General features: G+C 61.1%; 4 protein-coding genes. 3 read left to right on the top strand and 1 reads right to left on the bottom strand.

All coding sequences use genetic code 11. From position 1 onward, the window contains the following. A partial coding sequence (locus AC3B8H_RS18935; protein ID WP_488443077.1) for an STN domain-containing protein occupies nt 1–435 on the bottom strand: 435 nt, incomplete at its 3' end. A gap of 424 nt (nt 436–859) precedes the next feature. On the opposite strand from AC3B8H_RS18935, the gene AC3B8H_RS18930 reads away from it, so the two are divergent. From AC3B8H_RS18930 to AC3B8H_RS18920, 3 genes are all read left to right on the top strand, one after another. Next, nucleotides 860–1390 (top strand): RNA polymerase sigma factor, encoded by a 531-nt coding sequence (locus AC3B8H_RS18930; RefSeq protein ID WP_488443076.1) that lies wholly within the window; start codon nt 860–862, stop codon nt 1388–1390. 73 nt (nt 1391–1463) lie between these two features. Then, the gene (locus tag AC3B8H_RS18925; protein ID WP_488443075.1) at nt 1464–2435 is read left to right on the top strand and encodes a FecR family protein; all 972 of its coding nucleotides are present in this window, start codon (nt 1464–1466) and stop codon (nt 2433–2435) included. 269 nt (nt 2436–2704) lie between these two features. Next, entirely contained in the window at nt 2705–4348 is a 1644-nt protein-coding gene (locus AC3B8H_RS18920; protein WP_488443074.1) for a methyl-accepting chemotaxis protein, read from the top strand. Nucleotides 4349–4372 lie beyond the last annotated feature (24 nt).

Here is a 4372-nt window from a genome sequence, read left to right as displayed (position 1 = left end):
CACACTGTAGCCGGCCGGATCGTTGTCCGGACTAAACCGGGCGCCGGTGACCGTGACCGCCGGCATCGTGGTCGCCATCCCCGGCTGTTCCGTCACCGATACCGGCCTGGCTTCGATGACGAAGGTGCTCTTGTTTGTCATCCGAAAACCCAGGCCGCTGCCTTTCAACAATTCGCGCAAGCCTTGCTCGACGGTCACCGGCCCTTGCAGCGGCGCAGCGTTCAGGTTTCGGGTCAGCTCCGGATTGAAGATCAGTTTGATGTCGGCCTGGTCGGCAAAGTTCGTCAAGGCCTGACTTAGCGTGCCGGCCGGAATCGTGTAAACCTTCGCCGCGCCGGCGTCGGTTTCCGCCGCTTGCAGCGGCAGGCCGGCGATAGCCAGCGCCAACGCGGTCATTGCAAACGGCGCGCGACGAAGCTTGAAACGTTGACTCATGATAATTCTCCTGAACGATGAGTTGGAGTGCCGCCACGGCACCGTCCCTAACTAAGCCGTTTCAGAAACCAAATCATGAACACCCACCGGAAATTTTTTTTGCGCCTTACGCAAGAGCGACGGCGTCGCGGCCGCGCGCTTCGTCCCGAAGCCGGCCGAGATTGGCACGCCGTTTCGGCCTGACGCCCGCTAAACGCAAGATTACACGTTCGCCGCGCCGGGCGTCCCTAGCTTGCGACCTCGGCGACTTCAGCCGCGTTTCTGGTCGGGCAATCGGGTGAAATCCCGCAACGAGCGCGCGCTTTCACCTGGTTTGGACTGAGCGGCGGCGGTCGATCGCCGAAAACTCGGGACTTTCGCGGACGGTGCGAAATTTGCTTTAATCGCGACTTATTCAGCTAATCTTGCCAGCCCCCTCACGCGCATGACCACACCGATCGCCGCCGAATCGATACCGCTGAGCCAGTTTTTCCAGGAATGCCGGGACGATCTGGTTCGGTTTTTCGTTCGTAAACTGCAGTGTCCCGATACCGCGCACGATCTGGCCCAGGAAACCTTCATCCGTCTGCATTTCTGCGAACAACGCGCGCCCAGCCAGGACCGGCGGGCGCTGGCGTTTTTTATCGCCGGCAATCTGGTGGTGGACCATATTCGCAAGGAAAACGTCCGGGCTCGCTACGCGCCGCACGATGACAACGACGCCGAGGCCATCGAAGCCTTGCCTTGTCCCGGACCGGACAGCGTCCGACATTTGATCGCGGCCCAGGAACTCGCCGCGGTGCAGTCGGCTTTGGCCGAGTTGCCGGACGGCCACCGCACCGCGTTTTACCTAAGCGCGATCGATGGCCTGACTTACGCCGAAATCGGCGAGCGCCTGGGCGTTTCCGACCGTATCGTCGCCAAGCGCATCGCCCAGACCTTGAAGCATTGCCGGGCGCGCCGCGATGCGAGCTAAGCCGATCGGCGCTATAGTGGCGGGCCTGCCAATTCCTTTTTACACCTTGCTCCGGCGTTACGCCGTTCCCGACATGCAAGACGCCCCCGATCCGGAAATCCAGACACTGGTCGACGACGCCATCGATTGGCTGGTGCTGCTGCGCTCCGGCGATGTCAGCGCCGAGTCGCGCGCGGCATTCGAAACCTGGTTGCGGGCGAACCCGGCGCACCGGCAAGCCTTCGCCGAGGCCGAGGCCTTATGGGGCGTGGCCGCGACCGCCGTGCAACAAAGCGACAACGGCGAAGCGGGCCGTCGGCACGCGTCCGGACGTCGCTTGCCAACGCCGGCGCGCCGAGCGTGGGCCGCAGCGGCGGTTGTCACGCTGGGCGTGGCCTTGGCCTGGAATCCGGTGGCGGATTGGGCGGGAAGCGATTACCGGACCGGCGTCGGCGAACAGCGCCGAATCACATTGTCGGACGGCAGCCGGGTGTTGCTGAACACCGACACCGCAATCGCGCTGGCGTGGTCCGCCGCGCGGCGCGCCGTGGTATTACGCCACGGCCAAGCCGAGTTCCAGGTCGCCAAGGACAGCGCCCGCCCCTTCGTCGTGACGGCCGGCGATACCGCCGTCACCGCATTGGGCACCGTGTTCGCGGTGTATGCCGATCCGGCCGGCGGCGTCGAGGTCTCGGTCAGCGAACACGCGGTCAAGGTCGAATTGGTCAACGAAACCGAGCAAACCGGCGTTCGGGTTGATACCGGCCAACGCCTGTCGCACCCGGCCGGCGCGGCGTTGACGCCGGCGCTGCCCGGCGCATCGGCCGAGTTGAATGCCTGGACCCGAGGCAAATTGATCTTCGAAGACCGGCCGCTGGCGGAGGTCGTGACCGAGTTAAACCGCTACAGCCGCGCCAAAATCGTGATCGGCGCCGCCGACCTGAAGCAACGCCGGCTCAGCGGCGTATTCCCGCTGGACGCCGAACAAGTCCTGGAAGCCGTCCAGGCCTTGCTGAAAATTCGCACCACCCGGCTAGGCCCATGGCTGGTGGTGCTGCACGGCTGACCGGTTTGCCATCGCCGCATTCGTATCGATCCGCGCGCCGAAACCCGGCAACGATTGTCCCGATATGCGTCGGACGGCGTATCTCAAATCGATTGAGCCAGCGATGGAAATTAATCCCAATCCGGCAACTCAGGGCTCCGGGCTAGCCGCCAACCTTCAGCGCCGTTCGGCGAGCGCAAGATAAATCCGCCAAAATCAAACGTTTTGCGGTTGGCAAATCTGGTTTATCGGCAATACTAATTACAACGCATGTTAGCTAGAGAGCGACTATGTTTCAGAATATTGGTATCGGCACACGGCTAACCGGCGCATTTTTATTGAGTACGTTAATAACCCTGGCGACCGGCCTATTCGGCATCTATTTCACCGACAAAGTGGGAAATACCGGCATTTACGTCGGCGAATCGGCGGCGCCGCTGGTCGATGCGGTGATGGAATCCAAGTTACTGGCGACCGAGGCGCATTTGAAATTCGAAGAGATCATGGGCGGCGACACAAACGAGTCGATCGACGTCGTCAAGACCAAGATGGACCAGGCCGAATGGTTTCTGACGGTGATCGCCAAGGGTGGTGAAAACGCCGAAGGCAAATATGTGCCGGTCGATAACCCCGCGACGCTGGCTCAAGTCAGTATTGCCGCCGAAAAATTCCGGCAGTTGCGTAACGCGCTGGACAAGCGCTACGCCACGTTGGACCAAAACCTCGGAGAGGCCGAGTTTCACCAACTGGATGCTCGATTCGATGCGGCGTTCGACACCTTTATCGAGGAAATCGACAAGCTGGAAACCGCGATTCAAGGCGACGTAAAAATATCCTTGCAAAACCTCAAAGCCACCGACGCCGAAAGTAAGTTGATCCTGGGCGCGTTGATAGGCGGAGCCTTGATTTTGGGACTAGTGCTGGGAAGAATCGCGACATTATCGATTACCGCGCCGTTGCGGCAATGCGTGGAGATTGCCGAACGCATCCAAACCGGGGATTTGACCAGGCAATCCGATACGACCGGGGACGACGAAATTGCCCATTTGGTCAGAACCTTGGACGGCATGCGCTTACGCTTGTTGGAGATCATCGGCGTCATCGTCAACAACACCAAGGCCTTGAATTTGTCCGCCGACTCGCTGGCCACCGCCGCGATGCAAAGCGAGCACGCCAGTATTGTCGAAGCGGAATCGTCGGAAATGATGACCAACTCGGTTGAAGAGCTGTCGGTGTCCTTCGAGCAAATCGGCCAGCAAGCCAAACAGGTGCACAAAATCGCCGAAGAGTCCGGCAACCTATCGCTCGCCAGCGGCCGCATCATTCACCAGACCTCCAGCGAAATGGGCAACGTCGCGGCGGCGGTGAAATCCACGGCCACGACGATACAGGAGTTGGAAGACTTCTCCCGGCAAATTTACGGCATCGTCAACATCATCAGCGGTATCGCAGATCAGACCAATATGCTGGCGTTAAACGCCGCGATCGAGGCGGCCCGCGCCGGGGAACAAGGCCGCGGCTTTGCCGTGGTGGCCGAGGAAGTGCGCGAGTTAGCTAAACGCACCGCCAGTTCGACGCAGGAAATCACCGATATGGTCGGAAAAATCCAAGTCAATACGCAACGCGCGGCCAAGGAAATCGAAGCCGGCGTCAGCCGGGTCGGCGACGGCGTGGAACTGGCGAACCGGGCCGCCGATTCGATTTCGGAAATTCGCGACAGCAGCCGGCAAGTGGCCGAAGCGATCGGCGATATGACCCGGATACTCGGCGAACAATCCGCCGCGACTCGGGAAATGGCCGACCGGATAAAACTGATCGCCGACAGTGCCGCCGAAAATAGCCGGACCGCTGGCGGCGCCACGCGCTCGGCTCATGACTTGGCCGCGTTGGCCCGCGAACTGGAAAAAATCGTGTCCGGCTTTACCGTCGCCTGACGCGGGCTGGCGCCGAGTTCGGCA

The organism is Methylomonas sp. BG-2, assembly GCF_057766305.1.
This window is presented reverse-complemented; position numbering and strand designations above follow the sequence as displayed.

Excerpts from the sequence above, each read along its gene's own strand:
- AC3B8H_RS18920 (WP_488443074.1), top strand. The coding sequence starts at position 2,705 with ATGTTTCAGAATATTGGTATCGGCACACGGCTAACCGGCGCATTTTTA.
- AC3B8H_RS18930 (WP_488443076.1), top strand. The coding sequence starts at position 860 with ATGACCACACCGATCGCCGCCGAATCGATACCGCTGAGCCAGTTTTTC.
- AC3B8H_RS18925 (WP_488443075.1), top strand. The coding sequence starts at position 1,464 with ATGCAAGACGCCCCCGATCCGGAAATCCAGACACTGGTCGACGACGCC.